The 24130-nt window shown below is 70.1% G+C and carries 20 protein-coding genes; 8 read left to right on the top strand and 12 right to left on the bottom strand.

The genetic code is table 11. The annotated features are described in order from the left end of the window. Positions 1–22: 22 nt before the first annotated feature. Complete coding sequence (locus BCF44_RS34175; protein WP_116178584.1) at positions 23–784, bottom strand: maleylpyruvate isomerase family mycothiol-dependent enzyme; 762 nt, start codon at positions 782–784, stop codon at positions 23–25. A 44-nt stretch (positions 785–828) separates the two neighbouring features. On the opposite strand from BCF44_RS34175, the gene BCF44_RS34170 reads away from it, so the two are divergent. Next, a complete protein-coding gene (locus BCF44_RS34170; protein WP_116178583.1) occupies positions 829–1731 on the top strand; it encodes a MerR family transcriptional regulator in 903 nt (300 codons plus the stop codon). A 229-nt stretch (positions 1732–1960) separates the two neighbouring features. After that, positions 1961–2200 carry a hypothetical protein gene (locus BCF44_RS34160; RefSeq protein ID WP_116178581.1) on the top strand — a complete coding sequence of 80 codons (240 nt, stop codon included), beginning with the start codon at positions 1961–1963 and terminating at the stop codon, positions 2198–2200. Here the strand turns inward: BCF44_RS34160 and BCF44_RS34155 are convergent. From BCF44_RS34155 to BCF44_RS34135, 5 genes are read right to left on the bottom strand one after another with little or no spacing between them, the layout of a single operon-like run. Further along, on the bottom strand, positions 2197–2934 hold the full coding sequence (locus BCF44_RS34155) for a GntR family transcriptional regulator (RefSeq protein ID WP_116178580.1): 738 nt from the start codon (positions 2932–2934) through the stop codon (positions 2197–2199). The two genes, BCF44_RS34160 and BCF44_RS34155, sit on opposite strands and share 4 nt — an antisense overlap. Continuing rightward, complete coding sequence (locus BCF44_RS34150) at positions 2931–4382, bottom strand: beta-N-acetylhexosaminidase (RefSeq protein ID WP_246015906.1); 1452 nt, start codon at positions 4380–4382, stop codon at positions 2931–2933. The genes BCF44_RS34155 and BCF44_RS34150 overlap by 4 nt, the downstream gene beginning before the upstream one ends. Before the next feature lie 11 nt (positions 4383–4393). Beyond that, positions 4394–5206, bottom strand: a complete 813-nt coding sequence (locus tag BCF44_RS34145) for a carbohydrate ABC transporter permease (protein WP_116178579.1) — start codon at positions 5204–5206, stop codon at positions 4394–4396. Next, on the bottom strand, positions 5203–6129 hold the full coding sequence (locus tag BCF44_RS34140) for a carbohydrate ABC transporter permease (protein ID WP_116178809.1): 927 nt from the start codon (positions 6127–6129) through the stop codon (positions 5203–5205). Before BCF44_RS34140 ends, BCF44_RS34145 begins: the two co-directional genes overlap by 4 nt. 50 nt (positions 6130–6179) lie before the next feature. Further along, positions 6180–7457: an extracellular solute-binding protein gene (locus BCF44_RS34135; RefSeq protein WP_116178578.1), complete on the bottom strand. Its 1278-nt coding sequence runs from the start codon at positions 7455–7457 to the stop codon at positions 6180–6182. 207 nt (positions 7458–7664) lie between these two features. Here BCF44_RS34135 and BCF44_RS34130 point away from each other — a divergent pair, with 207 nt between their 5' ends. Continuing rightward, positions 7665–9056, top strand: coding sequence for a cellulose binding domain-containing protein (locus BCF44_RS34130; RefSeq protein ID WP_116178577.1), 1392 nt, complete (start codon positions 7665–7667; stop codon positions 9054–9056). A 48-nt stretch (positions 9057–9104) separates the two neighbouring features. On the opposite strand, the gene BCF44_RS34125 is transcribed toward BCF44_RS34130, so the two are convergent. Next, a complete protein-coding gene (locus BCF44_RS34125) occupies positions 9105–10511 on the bottom strand; it encodes an FAD-dependent monooxygenase (RefSeq protein ID WP_116178576.1) in 1407 nt (468 codons plus the stop codon). Between the two features lie 109 nt (positions 10512–10620). On the opposite strand from BCF44_RS34125, the gene BCF44_RS34120 reads away from it, so the two are divergent. After that, the gene (locus BCF44_RS34120) at positions 10621–11625 is read left to right on the top strand and encodes an Lrp/AsnC family transcriptional regulator (protein WP_116178575.1); all 1005 of its coding nucleotides are present in this window, start codon (positions 10621–10623) and stop codon (positions 11623–11625) included. Here the strand turns inward: BCF44_RS34120 and BCF44_RS34115 are convergent. After that, positions 11573–13147 carry a succinic semialdehyde dehydrogenase gene (locus BCF44_RS34115; protein ID WP_116178574.1) on the bottom strand — a complete coding sequence of 525 codons (1575 nt, stop codon included), beginning with the start codon at positions 13145–13147 and terminating at the stop codon, positions 11573–11575. The genes BCF44_RS34120 and BCF44_RS34115 overlap by 53 nt on opposite strands. A 14-nt stretch (positions 13148–13161) precedes the next feature. Then, entirely contained in the window at positions 13162–14787 is a 1626-nt protein-coding gene (locus tag BCF44_RS34110) for a GMC family oxidoreductase (protein WP_116178573.1), read from the bottom strand. Positions 14788–14916: 129 nt separating this feature from the next. On the opposite strand from BCF44_RS34110, the gene BCF44_RS34105 reads away from it, so the two are divergent. Further along, positions 14917–15399, top strand: a complete 483-nt coding sequence (locus tag BCF44_RS34105; RefSeq protein ID WP_116178572.1) for a pyridoxamine 5'-phosphate oxidase family protein — start codon at positions 14917–14919, stop codon at positions 15397–15399. On the opposite strand, the gene BCF44_RS34100 is transcribed toward BCF44_RS34105, so the two are convergent. Then, complete coding sequence (locus BCF44_RS34100; RefSeq protein WP_116178808.1) at positions 15360–15959, bottom strand: hypothetical protein; 600 nt, start codon at positions 15957–15959, stop codon at positions 15360–15362. The two genes, BCF44_RS34105 and BCF44_RS34100, sit on opposite strands and share 40 nt — an antisense overlap. Before the next feature lie 164 nt (positions 15960–16123). Here BCF44_RS34100 and BCF44_RS34095 point away from each other — a divergent pair, with 164 nt between their 5' ends. The 3 genes from BCF44_RS34095 to BCF44_RS34085 are packed head-to-tail and all read left to right on the top strand — an operon-like array spanning position 16124 to position 22187. Beyond that, the gene (locus BCF44_RS34095; protein ID WP_116178571.1) at positions 16124–20161 is read left to right on the top strand and encodes a beta-galactosidase; all 4038 of its coding nucleotides are present in this window, start codon (positions 16124–16126) and stop codon (positions 20159–20161) included. Between the two features lie 20 nt (positions 20162–20181). After that, a complete protein-coding gene (locus BCF44_RS34090; RefSeq protein ID WP_116178570.1) occupies positions 20182–20817 on the top strand; it encodes a SanA/YdcF family protein in 636 nt (211 codons plus the stop codon). A gap of 44 nt (positions 20818–20861) precedes the next feature. After that, positions 20862–22187 (top strand): PQQ-dependent sugar dehydrogenase, encoded by a 1326-nt coding sequence (locus tag BCF44_RS34085; protein WP_116178569.1) that lies wholly within the window; start codon positions 20862–20864, stop codon positions 22185–22187. On the opposite strand, the gene BCF44_RS34080 is transcribed toward BCF44_RS34085, so the two are convergent. Together BCF44_RS34080 and BCF44_RS34075 are read right to left on the bottom strand one after the other, a co-directional pair. After that, complete coding sequence (locus BCF44_RS34080; RefSeq protein WP_116178568.1) at positions 22156–23073, bottom strand: GNAT family N-acetyltransferase; 918 nt, start codon at positions 23071–23073, stop codon at positions 22156–22158. The two genes, BCF44_RS34085 and BCF44_RS34080, sit on opposite strands and share 32 nt — an antisense overlap. Positions 23074–23125: 52 nt before the next feature. Beyond that, positions 23126–24121 carry an SMP-30/gluconolactonase/LRE family protein gene (locus tag BCF44_RS34075; RefSeq protein WP_147328729.1) on the bottom strand — a complete coding sequence of 332 codons (996 nt, stop codon included), beginning with the start codon at positions 24119–24121 and terminating at the stop codon, positions 23126–23128. Between the last annotated feature and the right edge of the window lie 9 nt (positions 24122–24130).

The following is a 24130-nucleotide window of genomic DNA, read 5'->3' as shown; positions in this document are numbered from 1 at the left end:
CGAGTGAGCCACGCACGTGCGTTCAGGCGGCGGTGTGGGCGAGCCAGTGGTCGATCAAGGCGCGGTCGCCCGTGACGGTGACGTGCTCGGCGGGGAGGCGGCGGGTCAGCACCAGCAGCAGGTCGGCGACGGGGCCGCTCAGGGCGACGTTCTGCCCGAAACCCGCATTCGGTGTGTCTGGCTGTGCTTGATTTCCGGGGCGAACTCGCGGGCCGTCGGGGGTGCGGGTGAGGAGCCAGCCGGGGGCGTCGGAGGGGTGGAAGGCGAGGGTCTGGCCGGTGCCGTTGAGTTCGGCGATCTCGGGGCGGATGGTCGGCGTCAGCGGGTTGGTGAGCACGTCGAACCACTCGGTGACGGCCTCGGTCGCCAGGTCGGGGGCCACCTCGAACGCCGCGCCGGTGACGAAGGCGGCGTCGGCGTGGTGGACGATCGTGTCGTGGAGCATCCGGCGCAGCCAGAACGCCGCCGGCCCGGGGCCGAAGAACGTCCACACCTGACGGTCGCCGGCGGCCAGCACCGCGTCGGTGAGCCCGTTGGCGCCGTCGGTCAGCCACGCGGACCAGTCCGTGCCGGGATCGGCCTCGAACGGGTCCGGTCTGGGGGACTGCTTGCCGCGGGCGGTCTCCGCCGCCCAGCGGTGGGCCTGGCCGATGTGACCGACGAGCACCCGCAGCGGCCATTCCGGGCAGGTCGGGACCTTGGCCTCCGGGTCCGCGCCGGCCACCGCCTTGGCGAAGTCGGCCGTGACCGTGTGCAGTCCCTCGACGAGTCGTGCGACATCCATGGCCTTACCGTAGAAACTCCACTCGGCTGGAGGTTCGACCGAACGTGACCGGCGACACACTCGGCATCGGCGATCTGGCGCGCCGCACCGGCGTGCCCGTCCGCACGATCCGGTTCTACTGCGACGAGGGAATCCTCGAGCCGCTGCGCAGCGTCGGCGGCCACCGGCGGTTCGACGCGGCGGCGATCGACCGGCTCGGCCTGGTCCGCCGGCTGCGTGGACTCGGCCTGGGCCTGCGGTCGATCACCGACGTCCTCGCCGGCCGGCGTTCCCTCGACGAGGCGGTGGCCGCGGAGCGGGCGGAGCTCGACCGCGAGGTGGCGACGCTGGCCTGGCGGCGCGCCGCGCTCCGTGCCGTCGAGGAGGCCGCGCCGACCGACCGCGGCGCCCGGCTGGACCTGCTGTCCGCCGTCGAGGACGGGTTCTCCGCGCGCGACACCCTCGTTCGGCTCTGGCATCCGATGACCACGGGCCCGATCCCGCCCGACAGCGTCCAGATGTTCCTCGACGTCAGCGCCCCACCGCCGCCGGAGCTGCCGACCCCGGCCCAGGTCGTCGCCTACGCCGAGCTGGTGCTGCTCGCCGCCGACCCCGCGCTGCCCAGCCACCTTCGGGCCAGCACGCTCGTCAACCACGACCGGATCGCCGACCTCGCCGAGCTCCACGCCGCCGTCGGCGACGCCTGCAAGCTGGCGTCCAGGCAGGTCGCGGCCGGTGCACGTCCCAAGGCGGGTCCTGCGCTCGACCGATTCGTCGCGGCACACGCCGCCGCGCTCGGCACCGCTGACAGCCCTCGGTTCCGGCTGGCGCTCAACCGGCGCACCGCCCCGGACCGGGACCCGCGGATCCGCCGCTACTGGCGGCTCGCCGGCCAGATCACCGGCGAGCCCGCGCCGATGGGCGTCACCCACACCTGGCTGCTCGACGCCCTCGACGGCTCGGTGTGACGACTCTCGGCGTTCAGGCAACGGCGGCCGTCTGCGGCGCCGCGCCGGCGTTCGGTGCGGCGATCCCGATCACGAAGGTGGATTTCACGCCGCAGGACCGCACGAATGCGTTGGCGCACTGGACACCCGAGCGGATGAAGCAGCTCGGCGTGGACCCCAGACCGGAAACCCGGCTCGCAGATCGTCAACGCGGCTACCCCGACTCCCATCCGCGGCTGGGGAGCAGGTGATGCACTGCGCCGGCAAGTCCGAAGTGGACAGCCGCGCCACCGATCCGACGGACCCGCAGCTGATCATGCGCCGCGACATGACCGGAGGCCCCTGCCTGGCCGACTTCGATGCCACGACCGGCGTGGGCGTGGTGGTCCCGGTGAACAGCAGCTCCGACCCGCAGGTTCCGGACACCGAGGGAGGAAAGGTGTTCGGCGCGGAGACCAAGGAGCCGCTTGCGCAGGCCGGCCGCGGCTAGCCGGACGTGTCGTCGAACCGGAGCGTGGACGTGATCCGGTAGCGGTCGCCCCGGTACACCGAGCGGGTCACCTCCACCACGCGCCCACCGTCGTCACGGGTGGTCCGCTCGATCTGGAGCAGTGGCGTGTACACCGGCACGTCCAGCAGTTCCGCCTGCTCGGGGTTGGTGAACGACGGCTCGATGCTCTGCACGGCCTCGGCCACCCGCACCCCGAACCGCTCCCGCAGCAGCCGGTAGAAGTTGCCGGACTCCATGTCCGACGGCTCCAGCCCGGGCACGACCGCGGCCGGCAGCTCCAGCCGTTCGATGGCGATGGGCTCGCCGCCGACCAGGCGCACCCGCGTCACGCGCAGCACCGGGTCGCCGGGCTCGAGCTCCAGCCGGGCAGCGGTCGGCGGCAGCGCCGCGTCCACGTCGAAGGTGACGACCCAGCTGGTCCAGTCGCCCTCGGCCGGCGGCGCGGACATGCCGGCGGCCAGCTCCTGGGTGACCTTGTGCGGCCCGGTGAAGGTGCCGCGCCCGCGCTGCCGGACCAGCAGGCCGTCCCGGGTGAGCTCGTCCAGCGCCGCCCGCACGGTCGGCCGGGACACACCCAGCTGCTGGGCCAGCTCTCGCTCGGACGCCAGGCCGGTGCCCGGCCGGGTGTTCTCGATCAGGCTCAGGATGTGCTGGCGGACGACGTCCCGCTTGGGCGAGGACTTGCGGGGGTCGAACTGCTCGGCTGCGGTCACGGTGTGGTCGTCTCGATGCTGGCGGGTAGGGCGTCGATGGCGCGCAGCAGGTCGAGCTGGCCGGCCAGCCGGCGCCGGAAGTCATCGTAGTCGGGCGGCCCGCTGTGCCAGGCCATGTCGGCGAACGCGCAGAGTCGCGGGAACGCCAGCCGCCGCACGTCGTCCGGGGTCGGCGCGAGCTCCGTCCACAGCTGGGCCTGCGTGCCGAGCACCCCGGGCGAGTTCCCGCTGGCCACGGGCAGGCCGCCGGCCAGGGGATCGAACCGGTACACGTCGGCGACCGTGGTGACGATGCCCGACCGGCCGGGCGGTTCGGTCTCGCGGTAGTCGAGGTACGTGGCGCGGTGCGGGGCCATGATCACCTGGTGCCCGCCGCGTACCGCCTGCGCCCCGTGCTCGGCGTCCCGCCACGCGGCCAGCACCAGGCCCGGCGGCAGGCCGCCCGCGTGCTGACCGGCCTCGGCCCAGCAGATCGCCGTCCGCCCCAGGTCACGCAGCGTGTCGCGCATCTGGCCCAGGAACCAGCCGTGCAGCCGTCCCCGGTCGTCGAAGCCCAGCTCGGCGGCCCGGGCCAGCGCCGAGGGCGCGGTCGCCCACTGCGTCGTCGGGCACTCGTCGCCGCCGATGTGGACGTACGGGGACGGGAACACGTCGACGACCTGCCGGAGCACCTCGCGGCAGAACTCCAGCGCGGTGTCGTGCACGCCGAGGATGTCCTCGCTGATGCCCCAGCTCGTCCACACCGGCAGCGGCCGCTCGGGGAAGTTGCCCAACTCCGGGTACGCGGCCAGCGCCGCCCGCACGTGACCGGGCATCTCGATCTCCGGCACGACCGTCACGCCCCGGGCGGCCGCGCACCGCACCAGTTCCCGCAGCTCGGCCTGGGTGTAGTAGCCGCCGTGCGGCACGCCGTCGGCCATGCTCTCCGACCGCCAAGCGCCGACGTCGATCAGCCGCGGCCAGCCGTCGATCTCCATCCGCCAGCCCTGGTCGTCGGTCAGGTGCAGGTGCAGCACGTTGAGCTTGTGCAGCGCCAGCACGTCGACGAACTGGTGCAGGAACTCCAGCGGCATGTGGTGCCGGGCGACGTCGAGCATCACCCCGCGCCACGGCAGCCGCGGCTCGTCCTTGATCCGCAGGCAGGGGAGGTACTCGTCCCGGGCCAGCGCACGCAGCGTCTGCACGCCGTTGAGCAGGCCCTGTTCGCTCGTGGCGGCGAGAAACACCTGGTGCGGCTGGATGTTCAGGTCGTAGCCCTCGACACCGCCGGCGGTCGTCCGCAGCTCCAGCCAGATCGACGGCGCCCCGCTGCCGCCGCGCACGCCGAGGTAGCCGGCGAGCAGGTCGCCGGCGGCCTCGGCGCCGGGGCCGCAGCTGATGCGGAGATCCGGCCGCAGGTAGAACCAGTCCGGCAGCGGCTCGATGTGGTTCGGACGGGGGATGAGCAAGGTCGCAGCTCCTATCCTTTGACCGCGCCGGCGGTCATGCCCTCCACCAGCCGGCGCTGGACCAGGGCGAAGAACACCACCACGGGCAGGGCGAACAGGGTGGACGCGGCGATCAGGCCGCCGTAGTCGGTGCCGGTGCTCGTGCTGAACGACACCAGCCACACCGGCAGCGTGTAGCCGGACTGGTCCTTCATGACCACATAGGCGAACAGAAAGTCGTTCCACGCCGTGATGAACGCGAACACGCTGGTCGCGACGATGCCGGGCAGCACCAGCGGCAGCAGGATCCGGCGGATCACCGTGCCGCGGCCCGCGCCGTCGACCATCGCCGCCTCCTCCAGCTCGACCGGGATGCCGTGCAGGAAGCCGCGCAGCGTCCAGATGGTGAAGGGCAGCACCAGGGCGACGTAGGTGAGTCCGAGACCGAGGAAGGTGTTGAGCAGATGCACGGACTTCAGGCTCAGGAACAGCGGGATCACCAGCGCCGGGACGGGAACCATCTGCACCACGAGCACGCCGATCAGGAAGCCGCGGCGGCCGGGGAAACGGAAGCGGGTCAGGGCCGTCGCGGCGAGGAAGGCGACGACGATCGCCACGGCCACCACTGCGGCGGTGATCAGAACGCTGTTGCCCAGATCCCTGAGGAAGCCGGACTTCGTCACCGCGTCCACGAAGTTGGCCGGGGTGAACGGGAACGGCAGGAACCTCGGCGTGGTGCTGAGGATGTCGCCGTACGGCTTGAACGCGGTGTTCACCATCCAGTACACGGGGAACAGCCACACCACGCAGAACAGCGTGGCGGCGGTGTTACGAGCGATCCTCATATCGTCTCCCCGGAACGGACGAGCCGACGCACGTACACGGCGGTCATCGCGATCAGCAGCACCACCGACACCACGGCGATCGCGCCGCCCTGGCCGAAGGAGTTCTTGCTGAACGCCGTGGTGAACGTCCAGATGCCGAGGGTCGTGGTCCGACCGCTCGGGCCGCCCTGCGTGAGGATCCAGATCTGGTTGAACACGGTGAAGTCCCAGATCACCGACAGGATCGTGACCAGGCCCAGGATCGGCCGCAGGAACGGCAGCGTGATGGTGGTGAAGACGCGTAGCGGCCCCGCCCCGTCGATCGCCGCGGCTTCGTAGTAGGAGCGGGGGATCTGGGTCAGGCCGGCGTGCAGGGTCAGCGCCACGAACGGCACCGACTGCCACACCACCAACAGCCACACCAGCGTGAACGCGGAGAACGCGGACGTGGTCCAGTCGTGCTGGGTGAGGTCGCCGAGCACGCCGACGCGGGTGAGCAGCCAATTCACCACGCCGTACACCGGCTGGAACAGCCACTGCCAGATCAGCGTGGACGCCACGTTCGGGATGGCCCAGGCGGCGATCAGCGCGAACATCACTGCCGCCCGCATGCGGCGGCCGAGCTGCCGCATCAGCAGTGCCACGCCGAGCCCGATGACCAGCGTGCCGATCACCAGCGCGGCGCAGAAACCGATGCTGCGCGCCAGAACCGGGGTCAGGTCCGGGGACTGGAGTACCGCGATGTAGTTCGCCGTGCCGGCCCAGCCGACGACGCCGGTGAACAGGGACCGCAATCCGTAGTCCTGCAACGAGATCAGCACCAGCCGGAGCAGCGGGTAGCCGAGCGTCAGGGCCAGGATCGCGGCCGCCGGGAGCAGCAGCCCGTACGGCAGGAGGGGGCGTCGCCGGCGCCGGGGCGGTGGTTCGGCGCCGGCGACTGTCATCGCCGCTGCTGCCGGCGGCGACGTCTTGAGGGAGGTCCCGAGGTTGATCATCATTGCGACGCGTTCAGGGCTTGGTCGAGGTGGGCGTCGAAGTCCCTGGCCGCGTCCGCCGTCGACTTGCGGCCGGTCGCGATGTCGGCGAAGAACGTGTTGATCGACTTGTCGCTCTCCACGGTCGCCCAGCCGGCGGTGGCCGGCGTCGCGCCGGAGGACTTGGCGGCGGCGAAGAAGGCGGCGCTCAGCGGCGGCAGCGAGGGCGTGACCTGGTCGATGATCTGGGTGGAGACCGGCGTCCAGCCGTCGATGCCGGCGATCGCCGACTTCTGCACGTTCGGGTCGGCGGCCGTCTTCAGGTACTTGAGCGCGAGGTCCTGGTTGTGGGACTTGGCCGCGATGCCGAGGTCCGAGCCGCCGAGGAAAACCGGCTGCGTCCTGCCGGGGGCGGCGCCGGGGAACGGGAAGGTGCCGATGTCGTCCTTGATCGACGGATTGTCCTTGAGGATGGTGTTCACGCTCGTGTCGAGGATCGCGGAGGTGTTGCCCTGGGCGAACATCGCCGCCTGGTCCGGGGCCTTCGTGTCGACGTTGCGCGAGGCCGCGCCGGAGTAGGTGTTCTGGAACTGCTGCCACGCCTTGAGCCCCTGCTGCGCGGCCGGCTTCTCCAGCGCGCCGGTCCACTTAGGACCGTCCTGTGTGGCCAGCTGGCCGCCCGCGTCCCAGACGAACTGCAGTGCGCCGTACCAGTACTGGCCGGGGAAGTTGAAGGCGGAGAACGCCGGGTCGGGGTTGGCCGCCTTGACCTTGTCCAGGTCGGCGGTGAGCTCGGCATACGTGGTCGGCGGTGTCGTGACGCCGGCCTTGGCCCAGATCGACTTGCGGTAGACGACCGCGCGGTTGCCCGCGAACAGCGGCGCCGCGTAGATCTTGCCGTCCACGGTGGCGGGACCGGCAAGTCCCGGCAGCCAGTCCTGACCGGCGGACAGGTCCGCCTTGTGGTCGGTGAGGTCGGCCAGCGCGCCGTTGGCCGCGAACAGCGGGACGTCGGTGTTGCCGATCTCCAGCACGTCCGGGGTGCTGTCCTGGGCCAGCGCGGTGCTGATCTTGGTGTTGATGTTGTCCCACTCCTGGACCTGCACCGTCACCGTGGCCCCGGTGGCCTTCTCGAAGGCCGTGTTGATCGCCGCGACCGCCTTGTCGCTGAGGTCGCCGTCCATCAGCCAGACCGTGATGGCCTTGCCCTGGGCGGAGTTCGTGTCGGCCGGTCCGCCGCACGCGGCGAGGGCGAGGGCGGCGGCCAGGGGTAAGGCGGCGAGGCTGCGTCTGGGCATCGGGGTCCTCCGGGCGGGGAGTGGGGAGGCGGTGGCTCGTTGGCCTGTTGGCGACGGAGAGTTCCGCATGACCATTGGTCATGTCAAGACTCTTGACATCGCGCTTTCGCGGGCTCACCGTGTACGGCAACCGGCTGGCCAATGGGTTACCAAAGGTCAGTCGATGTCGATCGGGGCCGCCACGCGTCGTTCGACCGAGGAGAACCGATGGACCACAGCCCTGCCCGGCCGCGGGTCCGCCGCCGTGCCGTCATCGCCGCGACCGCGGCGGTGTGCGCGGCGGCCAGCCTCTACGCCATCCATCCCGCGCTGGGGGCGACGCCCGCGCTCAGCGTGCAGTACAAGACCTCCACGCCGGCCAGCGCCGGCGAGGCCGAACCCTGGTTCAAGATCGTCAACACCGGGAGCGCGCCGCTCGCGCTGAACCAGGTCACCCTGCGCTACTACTTCACCGCCGACACCACCAGCCCGTACGTCTTCGCGTGCGCGTGGGCGGTCGTCGGCTGCTCATCCATCACCGGCACCATCGGGATGTTGCCGACCCCGACCGCCACCGCCGACCACTACCTCCAGATCAGCTTCAGCGGCGGCTCGGTGGCGGCCGGAGCCGACAGCGGTGACATCCAGCTCCGGCTGTACCGTCAGGACTGGCAGAACGTCAACCAGGCCAACGACTATTCGTTCAACGGGGCGGACACCGGTTACACGGTGAACACCAACGTGGCCGCGTACGTGGGCGGCTCGTTGGCGTTCGGCAGCGCGCCGGCCGGCGGTGGGCCGACCACCACGACCACGACTTCGCCCGGCGGACCGCCGCCGAGCGGGCCGGCGATGTTCGACGACTTCCACTACAGCAGTTCCTCCGACCCGGCGCTGTCGGCTCACGGCTGGAGCGTGCGTACAGGTGCGGGTGGTCCGGGCGTGCAGAACACCTGGTCCGCTGGAGCCATCACGTTCCCGTCCGACTCGAGTGCGGTCGGCGGCAAGGTGATGCAGTTGGAGGCCAAGACCGACGGCACCGCCGGCAACACGACGCAGGCGGAGATCGACACCACCCAGCGGAAGTTCCTCGAAGGCACCTACGCCGCTCGGGTGTACTTCACCGACGCGCCGACCAGTGGTCAGAACGGCGACCACGTCAACGAGACCTTCTACACGATCACGCCGGACGAGTCGCTGTACAGCGAGTTGGACAACGAGTACCTGCCGAACGGCGGCTGGGGTGCGCCCGGGCCCACCTTGTACACGACTACCTGGTACAGCGCCGACGCGATGGACCGGGTCACCCACAACGTGATCTCCAGCCTGGCGGGATGGCACACACTGGTGATGACCGTCGCCGGCGGGGTCGTCACGTACTATGTGGACGGTCAGGTCTACTTCACCAGCAGCGGGAAGTACTACCCGCGGGACAAGATGACCATCGACTTCAACGAGTGGTTCATCGACCTGCCGTTTACCGGGCAGCGGACGTGGGACGAGAAGGTCAACTGGGTGTACTTCAACGGGGGCGGGGCGATGAGCCCGTCCCAGGTGGACAGCGCGGTGTCGGCGTACGAGTCGGCGGGAACCCACTTCACGGACAACGTTCCCGGCTGAGTTGAGGGTGGCGGTGCCGCCGGCGGCACCGCCACCACCCGAACCGGACTAGCGGCGGGGGCCGAACCAGCGGCCCAGCGCCGGCTCCAGCTCTTCCGGGTCGCCGGCCCAACACACGTAGCCGTCCGGGCGGACGAGCATGGGCTCGCCGGCACGGACGCGATCCACGCGGTCGGACCAGAGGTCGGCGACCTTGGCGAACTGGTCGGACGGGTCGAGCAGGAGACCGCGGCCGGTGCGGAGGAACTCGTGCGACGAGGCGGGGGCGGGGCGGCCGACGAGGTGGTGGGAGCCGGGCATGGGATACCGGATGGCCATGCCGGAGAGGACGTCGCCGAGGTGGCGTTGGACGGACGGCAGCCGCGCCAGGTCGGCGAAGACGTCGCGGGCGGCCAGGACGTCCGGGTCGCGGGTGCCGGCCCAGTCCATGAGAAGGCTCTGTGCCTGGACGTTTCGCAGCACGCCGACACCGACCAGGTGGCGCTCGGTGTGATAGGTGTCCAGCAGGTCGGCGGGGGCCCAGCCGTGCACGGCGGCGGCGAGCTTCCAACCGAGGTTGAAGGCGTCCTGCAGGCCGGTGTTCATGCCTTGCGCACCGAGCGGAAGGTGCACGTGGGCGGCGTCGCCCGCGAGGAACACGCGGCCATGCCGGTACTGGGCGACCTGGCGGGCGGCGTTGGTGATGCGGCGGGCGTACACCACCTCCTCCAGCTGGACGGTCGAGCCGAAGACGGTGTCCAGGCCGTCGCGGAGCTCGTCGTCGGTGATGGGGACGTCCCGGGGCAGCGAGCGGTTGGGGCCGCCCAAGGCGAGGCGCAGCAGGGGGCGGCCCTGGGGGTCGGTGCCGAGGGGGAACAGCGCGGCCCAGGTGCCGTCGGCACCCCAGGTGTGCGACATCTTCTGACCGGCACCGCTCAGCCGGACGTCGGCGGCGACGACGGTCATGGTGCCCGGACGGCCGGGGAAGTCGGCGCGCAGCAACGAACGCACGGTGCTGTGGCCACCGTCGGCGGCGACGAGATAGCGGCTGCGGATGGTCGTGCCGTCGGCGAAAGTCGCGGTGACGCCGTCATCGTCCTGGTCCAGGCCGACGAGATCGTGATCGCGGCGGACGTGCAGGCCCTGGGTGGCAAGGTGGTCCTCGAAGAACGCCTCGATCGCCACCTGTGGCACGGAGCGCCACAGGAGGCGGTCCTCGAAGTGGGCGGGCGAGAAGTGGATGCCGGCGAAGTGGCCGGCGCCGGTGGGGTAGTCGCCGGTGGCCAGCAGCGGTTCGAGCAGGCCACGCTGGTCGAGAGCGTCCAGAGTGCGGGCCTGCACGCCGCCGGCCCGCGACAACTCGCTGCGCCGAGGCAGTTTGTCGACCACCACGGCCGCCACCCCCGCCACCAGCAGCTCGCTGGCCGTCATCAGGCCGGTCGGCCCCGCGCCGACGACCAGTACCTCGGTGTCCATGGAAATCCTCCCCTTGGGTTGGTATGGCCAACCCTCGGCTCGGTGGGGTCCACCGAGCCAGAAACGGGGCCGATTGCGGCGATATCCGACGTTCGATACTGTCGCAACGGTGGAATCCGACTACGACGAGCTGGACCGGCAGCTGGTGCACGCCCTCCAGGTCAACGGGCGAGCGCCGTTCAGCCTGATCGGCGAAGTGCTGGGTGTGTCGGATCGCACCATCGCCCGCCGCTACGCCAGGTTGCGGTCGTCCGGCGCGCTACGGGTGATCGGCGCGGTCGACTCGATCGCGCTCGGCGCGATGGACTGGTTCCTCCGGGTCCGCTGCTCGCCGTCGGCGGCCGTCCAGGTTGCGGAGGCGCTGGCGCGGCGACCGGACACGTCCTGGGTGAGCCTGACCTCGGGCGGCACGGAGATCACCTGCACGGTCCGTACGGAGAGCGAAGCCGACAGCGAAACCCTGCTGCTGGCCAAGCTTCCCCGCACCCCGCGCGTGGAGGGCGTCACCGCACACTCCGTGCTGCACGCCTTCTACGGCGGCCCCGACAGCCTGGTCGCCAAGCTCGGGTCGCTCGACGAGGAGGCGATCGAGCGGCTGACGCCGCCGCCGATCGAGCGCCGGCCGGGGCCGGTACGGCTCGATGACGGCGACCGGAAGCTGCTGGCCGCGCTGGCGGCCGACGGCAGGGCCGAGATCGAGCAGTTGGCGACGGTCACGGGCTGGTCGCCGACGACGGTCCGGCGGCGGATGACCGAGCTGCGCGAACGAGGCGTGCTGTACCTGGACATCGACGTCGACGGGCGCATGTTCGGGGTGGGGCCGCGAACCGTGCTCTGGCTGTCGGTCGCCCCGGCGTACCTGACGGAGGCCGGCGAGGCGCTGGCCGCGCACCCGGAGATCGCCTTCGCGGCCGCCACGACCGGCCCGACGAATCTCTGCGCGAGCGTGGTGTGCGCGAACCAGCGCGAGCTCTACCGATACCTGACCACACGGGTGGCGGCGCTGCCCGCGATTGCGCACGTCGAGACAGCGCCCGTGATCAGGACCGTCAAACGGGCGGCTACCGAATCCGTAGCCGTCGCATCATCTTCAGGCTGGAGAGCATCCCCTTGATGTACTTCTCGTAGTCCTGGCCCGGCTTCGCGCCCATGACCTGCTTCTTCAACACGGCCATGTTCTGCACCTCGGTGTACTTGAGCAGGCCCTGATCGCCGTGCCGCACACCGACGCCGGACTTCTTGAAGCCGCCCGACGGCGTGCCCTTGGCGGCGAAAGCCGTGGCGAGGATGTCGTTGATGTTGACGTTGCCGGACTCGATCCGCGCTGCCACCAAGCGCGCGGCGGCGACGTCGCGACCCCAGACGGAGGCGTTGAGGCCGTACTCGGTGTCGTTGGCCAGGGCTACGGCCTCGTCAATCGTACGGTACTTGTGCAGCGCCACCACGGGTCCGAAGGTTTCCGTCACGCCGCACACCATGTCCTGGGTGACGCCCTCGAGGATCGTCGGCTCGAAGAACGCCGGCCCGAGGTCGGGGCGGGGCTTGCCGCCGCAGAGCACGGTGGCGCCCTTGGCCACGGCATCGTCGACATGGGACTTGACGCGCTGCATCTGGTCGACGGAGACGAGCGATCCCATGTCGGGGCCGAAGTCGTAGGCGGCGCGGACGTCCAATGCCTTGGCCTTGGCCAGGAACGCGCTCTTGAACTCGTCGTACCGCGACTCCGGCAGGTAGATCCGCTCGATGTGCATGCAGATCTGGCCGGTGTTGCCGAACGCCCCGAACACCGCGCCCTGCACGGTCTCGGCCATGTCGGCGTCGTCGAGCACGATCATCGGGTTCTTGCCGCCGAGTTCGAGGCAGCAGCCGATGAGGTTGCGGCCGGCCCGCTCGCCGATCACCTTGCCGGTGGCGGTGGAGCCGGTGAACATGACGTAGTTGGCGTGGTCGATGAGCGACGGGCCGACGTCGGGGCCCTCGCCGCACACCACCTGGAACAGGCCCTCGGGAAGCCCGGCCTCCTCCAGCATCTGCACGCCGTACAGCGGCGACAGCGCGGTCTTGTTGTCCGGCTTCAACACCACCCCGTTGCCGGCCATCAGCGCCGGCAGGGCGTCGGAGATGCCGGTGGCGTAAGGGAAGTTCCACGGCGCGATGATGCCGACGACACCTTTGGGCTGCCGGATCTCCGTCGAGTTGGACAGCATCGGCACGGGGCCGCCGCGCCGCTTCGGTGCCAGCAGCCTGGCGGCCCGCTTCAGGTAGTGGCTCATCACCATCGGCGGATCGCAGGTCTCCTCGATCGCCATCCGCCGGTTCTTGCCGCTCTCGACCTGGATCAGGTCGGCGACCGTCCGCGCGTTGTCGACGAAGATCGTGTGGGCCCGCTTGAACACGGCCAGCCGGTCCCGCACCGACGTGGCCGCCCACTTCCGTTGCGCCGCCCGGGAAACCGCGAACGCCCGCGCGACCTCATCGGGCGAGGACTGCGGCAGCTCGACGAGCACCTCGCCGGTGTAGACCTCGGTGAGCGGCCAGGGCGCACGGTCCTGGCCCGGCACGCGGGCGACCAGCCGGCTCAGGAAGGCGTCGGTCACCGTGGCCGGGCGGGTGAGTTCGAGCGGGGTGAGGGTCATGGGTCCGCTCCTTCTCACGTGCCCTGGAGGACGAGTCGCGCGCCCATCTCGCCGATCATGATGCAGGGCGCGTTGGTGTTGCCGCCGGTGATCGACGGCATGATCGATGCGTCGCACACCCGCAGCCCGTCGACGCCGCGGACCTTCAGGTCCGGGCCGACGACCGCGAGCTCGTCGACACCCATCCGGCAGGTGCCGACCCCGTGGTACACCGAGGTGGCGCGGTTGAGGATGGCGTCGCGCAGCGCCTGGCCCTTGAGTTGCGTGCCGGGGTGGATCTCCTCCCTGGCCGCGCCCTGGAACGCCGGCGAGCCGAAGATCTCCCGCACCATCTCGGAGCCCTCGCCGAGCACCTCCAGGTCGCCGGGATCGGCCAGGTACTGGAAGTCGATCAGCGGCGTCGCGGTCGGATCTGCCGACGCCAGGCGGAGCGTGCCGCGGCTGCGCGGGTAGATCAGCGTCGTCAGCACGGTGAGCGCGGGCCGCTTGTCCACGTCGTGCCGGATCGGCGCGTCCTGATTGGGGGAGACGTACGCCCACGGCAGTACCTGGAGCTGGAGGTCGGGGATCCCGTCGGCCTGCGACGTCTTGAGGAACGCGACCGCCTCGAACACCGTGTTGGCCAGGAAACTGGTGCCGGGCCGCGTCAACTCCTTGAGCAGGCCACGCGCGTAGTACGGGCCGGTGCCCCTGTTCCGGCTCGACGTCACGTGATACGTCAGCGCGTGGAACATGTGGTCGTGCAGGTTGTCGCCGACGGGCAGGTCGGCGATCACCGTGATGCCGTTGTCCTTCAGGTGTTCGGCGTGGCCGACGCCGGAGAGCATGAGCAGCTGGGCGGAGCCGATGAAGCCGGCGGCGAGGATGACCTCCTTGCCGGCGCGAACGGAACGCTGCGTGCCGTCGGCGTCGGTGACCTCGACGCCGACCGCGCGTCCGTTCTCGATGATCACCTTCCGCACCAGCACGCGGGACTGGAGCTCCAGCGTGGGCGGCGCGAGATGGTGGATGTAGCCGCGCGAGGCGCTGTAGCGCAGGCCGTGCGCGGCGTTCTGCTGCATCCGGCTGACGCCCTCTTGGGACTCGGCGTTGTAGTCGTCCACGACCGGGCAGCCGAGAGCGCCGGCGGTGGCCTCGACGAACTGGAGCGACGCCTCCTGCGGCATGCTGCTGCGGGTGATCCGGATCGGCCCGCCCGCGCCCCGGAACTCGTTCTCGGCGTCCTCGAAGTCCTCCATCCGCTTGTACGCCGCGTTCACGCTGTCGGCGTCCCAGCCGGTGTTGCCCTCGGCCGCCCAGGCGTCGAAGTTGGCGCGGTTGCCGCGCACGTACACCATGCCGTTGATCGAACTGGAGCCGCCGACCACCTTGCCGCGGGGCACCGGCATTCGCCGATCGAGAACGTGTTTCTGCGGCACCGAGTAGTAGCCCCAGTCGACGAGCTTCTTCAGCTGCGGCACCGCGTGCATCGGGCCGACCAGCCCGGGCTTGCGGACCAGCAGCTGCTCGTCGCTCTTGCCGGCCTCCAGCACGATCACGCTCGCGCCGGACTCCGCCAGGCGGCCCGCGATCGCGGCCCCCGAGCTGCCGGACCCCACGACCACGTAGTCGGCCTCGTTGCCGCGCGGCCTGTTCGCCATGTCCGCTCCTAGCCCGCCACCCGAAAACTGTAACGTGTTCTAGTTCGGACCCCACCGTATTGCCTGATCGCCGGGAAGGCAACGCCCGACTCGTCGAGTACGGTGGGCGGGCGAGCCGGGGAGGGTGGCATGAGCGCGTTCGGGTCCGAGGCGCGGATCGTCCGGGAGATCATCGAGGAGAACCGCTACCTGGTGCTGGCGACGGCGGACGCGGCGGGGCGGCCGTGGAGCTCGCCCGTGTACTTCGCGCACCGGGACTTCACCGAGTTCTTCTGGATCTCCAGGCCCGACACGCAGCACTCCCGCAACATCGAGGTGCGGCCCGAGGTGGGCATCTCGGTCTTCGACTCACAGGTCGCGATCGGCGCCGGCCAGGGCGTGTACATGTCCGGCACGGCCGCGCAGGTCGAGGACGATGCGACCGCGCCCGGCATGGGGGTGTTCTCGCAACGCTCCGTCGGCCACGGCGGGCACGTGTGGACGAGCGAGGACGTGCGCGGCGACAGCGGTATGCGGCTCTACCGGGCGGTTGTCGACTCGCACTGGGTGCTGGCCAAGGACGGCCAGCCGGACTACCGCGTGCCGGCGTCGCTGACGCATGGCGGCCGGTAGCCGTCCACGCGCAGTCCGGTGAAGGCGAGGACGTTCGGCGTCTTGCCGACGAACACCAGCCCCCGCGCCTCGGTCAGCGCCGACGCGAACGAGTAGGCCGGCTGGCCCAGTTCGGGTAGCCAGGTCCACTTGTCCGGGGCGAAGCTGAAGAACCGGCTCACGAGCCGGCCGCCGGTGGACGGGATGCGGGTGAGCCACTTGTCGCCGCCGCTCCAGTGCGACGCCGGCCGCAGCTGGACGTAGAGGTCGTCGGTGGCGCGGTAGGTGAGCCAGAAGCCGGCCGACCGCGACAGGTCGGCCTGCGCGTCGAACTGGTTGCCGAGCCACACGACGATCACGTGCCACTCGGCGTTCAGGAACGTCACCCTTGCGGCGTAACCGTGATCGTCGGGGACGAGCAGGCTGCCGGTCGTCGGCACGGTGGTTCCCTCGCCGGAGGCGAGCCACTGCTGGTACCGATCGATGGACGGGGTGGCGCACTCGCAGCTGGTGGCCGCCGCGGGCGCGGCGGTGAGCACGAGGGCCAGCGCCGCGACGAGAGCGGTGATCAGTTTCGGCATCGTCGCCGAAGCTAGCAGGGCGCGGGACGTCATGGGGTGGCCGCGAATGTCCGATTTTCGACAGGTTCGAGAGTGTGAATGTGTGTTTAGTCTTGACCGACTCTGCTGGATTGCTTAGCTTTCGTGCTGCTTTCCGTGCGAAGTGGCACCCCAGGAGGTCCGTCATGCGCTTACGCCGTCGTCCACCGTCCTGGAGACGATCACTGCTGGCCTTGCTCAGCGGTGTCGCGCTCGCGCTGACCGGCCTCGTGACGGCCGGGGGACCCGTCTCGGCGGCGCCGGCCGCCCGAGCCACGCACACCGTCACGTACGACGGCTACTCGTTCATGATCGACGGCAACCGGACCTACCTGTGGTCCGGCGAGTTCCACTACTACCGGCTGCCCAGCCCGGACCTGTGGCTGGACATCTTCCAGAAGATGAAGGCGGCCGGCTTCAACGCCACCTCGCTGTACTTCGACTGGGGCTACCAGTCCTCGGCGCAGGGCGTGTACGACTACAGCGGCGTCCGCGACATCGACGAAGTCCTGGACATGGCCCAGCGCGCCGGCCTCTACGTGATCGCGCGGCCCGGGCCGTACATCAACGCCGAGGTCGACGGCGGCGGCTTCCCGACCTGGCTGTCCACCACGCCGGGGCACACCCGCTCGGCCGACCCGACCTACCTGGCCTACTCCGACGAGTGGCAGTCGCAGATCGACGGCATCCTCAAGCGCCATCAGCTCACCGACGGCGGCGGCAGCGTGATCGCCTACCAGGTGGAGAACGAGTACTACAACGGCAGCGACGCCGGCCGCGCGTACATGAAGCACCTGGAGGACAAGGCCCGCGCCGACGGCATCACGGTTCCGCTGACCGGCAACAACAACGGCACCTTCAACTCGGGCGCGGCCGCGCTGGACGTGGACGGCCCCGACTCGTACCCGCAGGGCTTCGACTGCTCGAACCCGACCAAGTGGAACGGCGTGCCGGACATCAGCTACGACCACCCGGCCGGAAAGCCTTTGTACACGCCCGAGTTCCAGGGCGGCGCGTTCGACCCGTGGGGCGGGCCGGGCTACGCCAAGTGCGGGCAGCTGATCAACGACCAGTTCGCGAACGTGTTCTACAAGCAGAACATCGCCGCCGGCGCGACCGCGCAGAGCTTCTACATGCTCTACGGCGGCACGTCCTGGGGCTGGAGCGCGATCCCGCAGAACTACACGTCCTACGACTACGGCGCGGCAATCACCGAGAGCCGGCAGCTGGACCCGAAGTACTACGAGGACAAGCTGATCGGCGAGTTCACGCAGTCCGTGGCGCCGCTGACCAAGACCGACGGGCTCGGCTCGGCGACGCTGACGGACCCGGCCCTGACCGACACCGCCCGGATCAACCCGGACACCCGCACGCAGTTCCACACGTTGCGGCACGGCGATTCCACGTCGAACGCCACGGACAACACGCACCTCGCGTTGGACCTCGCCGCGCATTCCGGCTACACGTATGACGACCCGGCGTCCGCCCTGGCGTACACGGGCTCGTGGAGCCATGTCGGCCCCGAGCAGAACTACACCGGCGGCGACTACCAGCACACCGAGTCGTTCTCCGACACGACCGGCGACAGCGTGAGCATTCCCTTCACCGGCCCCGGAATCCGCTGGATCACGTCCAAGGACGGCAACCACGGCATCGCCGACGTCTACCTGGACGGCGCCAAGGTCGGCACCGTGGACCTGTACTCGGCGTCCAAGCAGAACCAGCTGACCGGCTACGAGGTGCGTGGCCTGGCCGCCGGTCCGCACACGCTGAAGATCGTCGTCACCGGGCAGAAGAACCCGTCGGCGTCCGGGACGTTCGTGGTGGTCGACGCGGTCGACCTGCTGTCCGCCGGGACCGCCGACTACTACCCGTCGGTGCCGCAACAGGGCGACATCACTCTGAACGGCCGCGAGTCGAAGATCATCGTCGCCGGCTACGACCTCGGGCAGTCGCACCTGCAGTACTCGACGTCCGAGATCATGACCAACGCCACCATCGGCGGCCAGGACGTCGCGGTGCTGTACGGGGACGCCGGTCAGTCCGGGGAAACCGTGCTGCGGTACGCGAAGCAGCCGACGGTGAAGGTGCTGGACGGCTCCGCCACCAGTGCTTGGGACGCCAGCCGTGGGGATCTTCGACTGGACTACGTCCACAATGGCCTCACGCGGGTGCTGGTCACCGAGCCGGGCGCGCGGCCGCTGCTGCTTCTGCTGGGGGACAAGACAACCGCCGAGACCTTCTGGCGCCAGGACACCGCTTCGGGTCCAGTGCTGGTGCGTGGCACCCATCTGCTGCGGACGGCTACCGCTCACGGCCGCGCGCTGGATCTGACCGGCGACACCGACACCAACGGTGCGGTCGAGGTGTTCAGCACTGCCTCGGACATCACGTGGAACGGCCGCTCGGTGCAGTCCCACGTGACGTCCAGCGGCAGCCGCACGGCGGTGCTGCCGGTGGCCAAGCCGGTGACGTTGCCGGCGCTGACCGACTGGAAGCACCAGCAGGAGTCGCCGGAGAGTCAGCCCGGCTTCGACGACTCGCGCTGGCCGGTCGCGGACAAGATGACCACCAACAGCAGCACCGCGCTGGGCTCGCTGCCGGTGCTGTTCGCCGACGACTACGGCTTCCACACCGGAAACACCTGGTATCGCGGCAGGTTCACCGGTGACGGCACCCAGTCCGGGATCACGCTGTCGTCGCAGAGCGGCGGCAACGCCGGCGCGGTCTCGGTGTGGCTGAACGGGACCTTCGTCGGCAGCTCGACCGACACCCAGCACACCTTCACCTTCCCGGCCGGAGTCGCTCGCAAGGGCGACAACGAGGTGTCGGTGCTGACCGTCGACATGGGACACGACGAGGACTACGGGGCGTCGAATGGGAACAAGGCCGCCCGCGGCCTCATCGGCGCCCGGATCACCGGCTCGCCGCTGACGTCCATCACCTGGCGGTTGCAGGGCGCGAACGGCCTGGACCAGGTGCGGGGGCCGCTCAACACCGGCGGCCTGTACGGCGAGCGCACCGGCGAGTCGCTGCCCGGCTACCCGGACCGCTCGTGGCAGACGGTGTCGTTGCCGGCCAAGGACACCACGCCCGGGGTTTCCTGGTACCGCACCGATGTCCGGCTCGATCTGCCGCGGGGTCAGGACACCTCGGTGGGCATCAACATCACCGACGACCCGTCCCGCCAGTACCGGGCGCTGATCTTCGTCAACGGCTGGCAGATGGGGCAGTACATCAACTACCTCGGGCCCGAGCACAGCTTCCCGATCCCCAACGGCGTGCTCAATCCCAATGGGGACAACACGATCGCCATCGCGGTGTGGGACCTCGACGGCAGCACCGGCGGGCTCGGCCAGGTGTCGCTGACCGACTACGGCAGCTACGCCTCGCCGCTCACCGTGCGGCAGAACTACTCGCCGGGCTACGACCCGCGGAAGTACGCCGTCCCACCGGCGCCGCGCTCGTCGGTTGCCCTGCACGTGCCGGACACCGCGTCCAGCGGCCAGCAGTTCACCGCCACCGCGACCGTCCAGGGATGTGGTCGCGATGTGTCGGCGACTCTGACGGCACCGAGCGGCTGGACCGTCGGTGCGGTCAGCCGCAACGGCGACACCTTCTCGTGGCCGGTGACCGCGACGTCCGGGACGCTGACCCCGGCGGCGTTGAAGGTGACCGCCAAGTGGGGCCGCGAATCCGTCAGCGATGAGCGGATCGTCGGGGCGGTGCCCGCGCCGCCGCCGAGCGGCCAGGTCGCCGTGAGCAGCCTGCCGTTCCTGGCCGCCACCAACGGCTGGGGTCCGGTCGAGCGGGACACCAGCAACGGCGAGGCCGCCGCCGGCGACGGAAAGCCCATCACCGTCGGCGGCGTGGTGTACGCCAAGGGCCTTGGCACCAACGCGGTGAGCGACGTGCAGGTCTACTTGGCCGGCAAGTGCACCCGGTTGACGGGGTTCGTCGGAGTCGACGCCGAGGCCGGCAACAACGGGACGGTGACGTTCGCGGTGGTGGTGGACGGCAAGACACTGGTGACCACGCCCGTGATGAAGGGAGGCCAGCCGGCGGCGGCGATCGACGTGCCGGTGACCGGCGGCCAGGTGCTCGACCTCCAGGTCGGCGACGGCGGCGACGGCAATGGACTGGATCATGCCGACTGGGCGGTGCCCACGCTGACCTGCACCTGAGCCTGTGATTCCATGGTGGCGTGGGGGATGAGAAGCCACGCCGCCGCTGGCTCCGACGTGCACTGTGGATCGGGACGGCCGCCCTCGTGGCGGCCGTCCTGCTCACCGGCACGGGCGTGACCTGGACATACGTCGCCTCCGGCGGGCATCGGTTCGACGTGGCGGATGCCCCCGACGCGCCGGTGGCGGTGGTGTTCGGCGCGGAGACGAAGACCCCGTACCTCACGGGGCGGCTGGAGACCACGATCGCCCTGGTCAAGGCCGGCAAGGTGCGGTCGGTGCTGGTGTCCGGCAACGCCGCGGGGAGCTCCGGCAACGAGACCAGGGCCATGACGTCGTACCTGCTCACCCACGGCGTGCCGATGGCCGAGGTCGTCGTCGATCCGTACGGCGTGGACACGTACGACACCTGCGCCCGCGCCGTGCAGGTGTACGGCCTGCGGCGGGCGTTGCTGGTGACGCAGCCTTACCACCTGCCGCGGGCGGTGTCGCTGTGCCGGAGCCTCGGCATGGACGCCGACGGCGTGAACGCGCAGTGCGCCTGCGGTGGGGTCAACCTGTTCGTGAACGAGGCCCGGGAGTGGTTCGCCACCGTCCTCGCGCTGAAGAATGCGATCTGGCACCGGGCGCCCGGCGTGGCGTCGTTGCCGCACTAGTCGTCGGTACGGTGGGATGCTGGACCCGTGACGGAAGGGCCGGCATGACTATCCGACGCGTCGCCGCACTCGCACTGGCCGCGATTCTGCTGTTGAGCGCCTGCTCGGGCTCGAGTGCCGGGCCGGCGCCGTCGGCCGCCGCGCCGGCGAGCCTCGTCCGGGTGAACCTCACGGTGCCGGCCGGATTGGACACCGCGCCGTTCGACACGCAGCGGCAGGTGCTCGTGCCGCAGGGCTGGACGATGTCGGTGTTCGCGCGGGTGCCGTACGCGCGGCTCGAGGCGTGGGCGCCGGACGGCGACCTGCTCGTGTCGGTCCCGGGGAACGGCACGGTGGTGCGGTTGACGTCCGACGGGAAGCAGTCCGTGCTGCTGAGCGGACTGAACCAGCCGCACGGGCTGACGTTCGTCGGGTCGAAGCTGTACCTCGCCCAGAGCGATCGCGTGGACGTCTACACGTACGCTTCGGGTGTCGCGAAGGATCCGAAGCCGATTCTGACCGGTTTGCCGGATGCCAAGAGCCCGGAGTTGGGCGGTGCTTACGCCCACGCGTTGAAGACCGTCGTGGTGGGGCATGACGGCTCGGTGTACGTGTCCGTCGGTTCGACGGGCAATGTGTCGCCCGACGATCTCACCGCGAATCCCCCGCGGGCGTCGATTCTGCGGGTTCCGCCCGGCGGCGGGCCGGCGGAGCCGTTCGCGGTCGGTGTCCGGAACGGCACCGGGCTGGCGATCGCGCCGGACGGGGCGGTGTGGACGGCCGTGAACAACCGGGACAACATCGCGTATCCGTTCGACCAGCCGTATGGGGGCTCGGACGGGCCGTCGCAGGGGGAGGTGATCCCCGACTACGTGCGTGATCACCCCGTCGAGCCGCTCGCGAAGCTCACCCAGGGGCGCAATCTGGGGTGGCCGTACTGCAATCCCGACGCCGATGTGAATCCCGGCGTGAAGGGCAGCCCGCAGAATCCGTCGAACGTGCCGTTCACGCGGGACGTGGAGACGAACAAGGACGGTTCGAGGCTCGACTGCACCAAGCTGCCGCGGCTGGAGCAGTCGCTCGGCGCGCACTCCGCGCCGTTGGGGATGTCCTTTGTGGATGGTGGACTGCCCGGGGAGTACGCCCACGGGGCGCTGATCGGCGTGCACGGCTCGTGGAACGCCTCGCCGCCGCGGGCGCCGGAGGTGTCGTTCTTCCCGTGGGCGAACGGGGATCTGGGCAAGCAGCAGACCCTGGTCGGGGGCTTCCAGGCCGTCGACGGGTCGCGGTGGGGGCGGCCGGTGGATGCGGTGCTCGGGCCGGATCACGCCGTGTACGTCAGCGACGATCAGGCGGGCGCTATCTACCGGTTGGTGCCGCCGCATTCTTGATCTGCGGCAGGTCGCGGGTGATGGGTCGGAAGCCGACGCCGTAGTACATGGCGCGGGCGGCGGTGTTCGTCGGCTCGCCGGCACAGGCGACGAACATCCGGGTCGCGCCGGCGTTCTTGGCGAGTTGCATGCCGTACAGCTGCAAGGCGGTGCCCAGGCCCTTGCGGCGGAAGTTCTGGTGTGTGCCAACCGGTTCGAACTCGGCCGTTCGCGTCGTTTCGTCGAACCAGGTGATGGCCGATGCGGCGAGGGTGCCGTCGGGGGCCTCGATCAGGACGTGCAGATCGGGGCGGTAGGGCCAGGTCTCCTGGACTTTCGCGAAGGCTTTGTCGGTGAGGCGGGACTTCGGCCACGCGTTCATGTGTGCCTGGACCGCGTCGGTGATCGGGACGTCCGCGGCGGTTCGGAACCGGTAGTTCTCGGGTAGGACGGGTTGCGGCACGTCGGTGAGGTCGCGGGTGTTCCACTGCACCCAGGACTTGTCGTCCTCGTCGAGGGTGTAGCCGTGAGCGGCGACGTGGTTCTGCGCGTGGGTGTCCGCCTGCTGGATCGTCAGGTGTCTTACGACGTCGCCGGCGGTGGCGTCGTACCAGTCGAGGATCTCGGGGAGGAGTTCCGGGTGATCGGGGTGCGTCTGCCAGAGCAGGTTCGCCGTTGTCGTGCCGTCGTGGGGGAGCCATGCCCACCCCCAAGCTGTGAGTTGCCCGTTCGTGTGCCAGAAGCGGTGACGCCAGGAGTGGCCGAGGGCGTCGACGTCCTTGGCCCAGACCCAGGCCAGCTCGCCGATCGTCGCGTCGCCGTTGAGCAGGTCGGGGCGCAGGGCCGTGACCTGCTGGGCGAGGTGCTGCATCTGGCGGAGTTCGGCGGGGCCGAGGTCGGCGGGCATGGGGGGACTGTGGCAGGGGAGGGGGAAACTGTCGAGGGATTTCCTCCGCCCACTAACCGCCGTTCGGCATTCCCGCCGGAGCGGCCGCCAGCGCGGGGAACGTGAAGACATACCCGCCCCCGGGCCCGGACGCCGTCGCGAACGCCTTCCGCGTCCCGGGCTGGATCGCCACATGCGTCACCTTCGGCGCACTCTCCGGGAACACCACCTTGCCGACCTGAACGCCGGCAGCGTTGAACTCCAGCACCTCCCCGGTGCCGTAGACCGCCATGTACACGTTGCCCTGGCCATCCACCGTCAGCGAATCCGCGTACGCATTGGCGCCAAGACTCAGGTACGCCGCCTTGTGCAGCGTGGCCGCCAGTGTCGTCGACGCCGGCGACGACAGCTGCCAGGCGACGTGGTCGAGGGTGCCGGACAGATCCTCGTCGATCCACAACGCGGTGTGGTCGCCGTTCATGGTGATGCCGTTGGGATGGTTCAGGCCGGTCACCGGGGCCTTGGCGCCGTTCGCGTCGACCTGGATGATCCGGCCGGTCGTGTCCTGGTAGTCGGTGACGTACATGGTGCCCGCCGGATCGAACGTCAGGTCGTTGGGCACGAACGGGGTGCCGCCCACCGACGTCAGCACATCGGTCAACGCATGGCTGGCGCGATCGAAGCTGACGACCTTCTGCCCCTTGAGGTCACACAGGTACATCGTCCCGTGCGGGTCGAAGCCGATGCAGTTGAGCATGCTGGTCGAATCGGTGTACAGGGTGCTGACCTTGCGGGTGGCCAGGTCCAGACCCATCAGCTTCGGCTCACCGGGCGACGCCGTGGTGTTGACGAAGTAGAAGTGCCCGTCCTTGTCGAAGGCGGCGCCTTCCAGGCTGGTGCCGAACGGCCCGGAGCCGGGACCGGCGACGGTGGCGAACAACTGCGCGGTGGTGTCGTACGACCCGACCGCCACGGTCGGCGCCCCCTGGCTGACGCCGACCCACACCGACCCGGCCACCACGCAGCTGATCGCGACGGCCAACCACTTCGCGCGCGCCGAAACAGTCATGGCCCGCAC

This window comes from Kutzneria buriramensis, from assembly GCF_003387475.1.
GTDB classification, from domain to species: Bacteria; Actinomycetota; Actinomycetes; order Mycobacteriales; family Pseudonocardiaceae; genus Kutzneria; species Kutzneria buriramensis.
Note: the sequence above shows the minus strand (reverse complement) of the source record. Positions and strands in the feature narration are given on the sequence as shown.